Source organism: Streptomyces sp. NPDC051172, from assembly GCF_040682555.1.
Taxonomy (GTDB): domain Bacteria; phylum Actinomycetota; class Actinomycetes; order Streptomycetales; family Streptomycetaceae; genus Streptomyces.
The window spans coordinates 1-1752 of record NZ_JBFBBE010000311.1 but is presented as its reverse complement, the minus strand read 5'-3'; the positions used below and the strand labels follow the sequence as shown (position 1 = coordinate 1752).

The 1752-nt window shown below is 68.0% G+C and carries 1 protein-coding gene; it reads right to left on the bottom strand.

Translation table 11 applies throughout. The features are described from left to right. Nucleotides 1-13 precede the first annotated feature (13 nt). Nucleotides 14-1624, bottom strand: coding sequence for an IS4 family transposase (locus tag AB0N07_RS50635; protein ID WP_365847719.1), 1611 nt, complete (start codon nucleotides 1622-1624; stop codon nucleotides 14-16). Between the last annotated feature and the right edge of the window lie 128 nt (nucleotides 1625-1752).

The following is a 1752-nucleotide window of genomic DNA, read 5'->3' as shown; positions in this document are numbered from 1 at the left end:
CAATGCCGCGAAGTTAAGGATTGCCCGCGAGCGTCAAGGTGTCCGGAAGGATCAGTTTGTAGGTGTTGGGGGCGGTGCGGGTCAGCAGGCCGCGGCGGGTCCAGGTGCCGAGCTGGGAGATGAGGCTGCGTACGGGTGTGGGAGCGGTGAGGCCGAGGCGGTCGGCGATCTCCATGGCTTTCCAGGGCCGGGGCGGTTCGGCTGCCATGAGCTGGCAGACATCGCTCCAACGTCCCGGACGTGCAGACGTCGAGGCTGGTGAGGTGGGCAGGGCGGGAGGGGCGATGGTGATGTCGATGGCAGTGACGGGACTGCTGCTGCGGGGACGGCCGTCGCGATTCCAGGTGTGGTAGCGGGAGATCCCTCGCTTGACGATACGGGCGGAGATCCGCGGACGGCGGGGCGGGAGCAAGTGGCCGAGGACGTGTGCGCCGATGTGGCCGACGAGGTCGACACGGTCGTCGACGGTTGTCGGGACCAGGCCGCTGGCGATGACGACGGTGTCGCGTGCGGCTTCGAGCGCGGCGGTGAAACTGGCGCGGTCGGGGTCCAGTGCGGGAACGGTCTCGATGGCGGTGACCATGGTCGAGCGCAGCGCCTGGTAGAGGGCGAGGAGCGCCCACAGTTCCTGGGTGATGCCTATGGGGTCCTTGGACCGCAGGACGCGGCCCCTGAGGAGGGTGTGGCGCAGGGCGAGATAGGCGGTCTCGACTTCCCAGCGTTCGTGATACAGGCGTAGTAGCTGGTCAGCGGGGTCGGTGCGGTAGTCGGTGAGGGTGGTCAGCAGCCGGTAGGTGTCGCCGGTCCTGGCGCCGTCGGCGGTGTGTGCGCGGATCTCGCCCTCGATGATCCTGATCTCGAGGCCGGCGATGCGGGTGAGGTAGGAGCCGTCGGGCAGGAGAGTGAGCACGGGCGGGTTCCGGGTGGTCTTGCAGCGCACCAGGAACTGCGCGCCGCGTCCGGCGATGTCGCGGAGCAGTTCGTTGCTGTCGAAGCCACGATCAGCAAGGAGCAGCATGTCGGTGGTGATGCGGTCTACCAGCCGCCGGGCATAGGCGCATTCGCTCTCGCGGCGGACGGGGCCGAAGGTCGCGGCGAGGAGTCCGCGGGTGCCGGTCTCGCACAGTGTCATCAGCATCAGCCGCGGGTATCCGGCCAGTCCCAGCCGGTGGGTGATGCGGCCCAGCCAGGAGATATTGAGCTCGTGGGCGGGGGCGGGGATGCTGCTGCACCCGTCGAAGGCGACGGTTCGCCAGCGCCGGTAGCGCACGCCGGGGGTGGACGGCTGAGCCAGCGGCCCCGCCAGGGTGTCGAACAGCCGCTTGACGGGTGCGACGCCGATGCGGCGGCGTAGGTCGCGCAAGGCCTTCTCCGACGGAGACGGCACCGCGCTGTCGAGTCCTGCGACCAGCTTGCCCCAGACCTGCCGGGCACCGAGATGCTCGAACAGGCCCAGCGCCAGCACGAAGTACACCCCGATCCGGGACGGCAGAGCTCGCACCCGCTGCTGCACGGCACGGGATTCCTCCAGCACCGCGTCGACCAGCTCGACGGGTACGACCTGCGTCAACTCTCCTATATGACCGGGAGCGTAGACGTCTACGGAAGCCGGGACACCGGCCATGACACACTTCGACACCTGGGGCCTCTTGCTTCAGAAAGATCTTGGTCGATCCGCTGAACAGCAGAGGCTCCACCTATATGCCCGGCCCCAGTTGACACCGACTGCGAATCCTTAACTTCGCGGCATTG